We start from the raw sequence: 365 nt of genomic DNA on the forward strand, positions 1-365 counted from the left end.
CAATTGCATCACACACTTCTTCGCGCGCAAAATCCAATATCAACTGCTGCCGGCCTTCTGTTCTCCTGCGGTCCGGGACGTGGAGGCACCAATCTGGATGGTTGCGGTACAGATCACTATCCGGCGAGATCATCTCCGGCTCAAACCACAGGCCGAACTCCAGATCCAGATTACGCACACGCTGCACCAGGTCCTCTAGCCCGCCCGGTAGCTTGCTGCGGTCCACAATCCAGTCCCCAAGCGAGCTGTTATCCGCATTACGCTTGCCGAACCAACCGTCATCCAGCACGAACAGTTCAATCCCGAGTCCCTGCGCTTCCTTCGCGATGTCCTCAATTTTATCTGCATTGAAATCAAAGTAGGTC

General features: G+C 55.1%; 1 protein-coding gene. It reads right to left on the reverse strand.

Translation table 11 applies throughout. The features are described from left to right. A partial coding sequence (locus ACFRAK_RS28720; RefSeq protein WP_394573150.1) for an alpha-galactosidase occupies positions 1 to 365 on the reverse strand: 365 nt, incomplete at both ends.

This window comes from Peribacillus sp. NPDC056705, assembly GCF_043656335.1.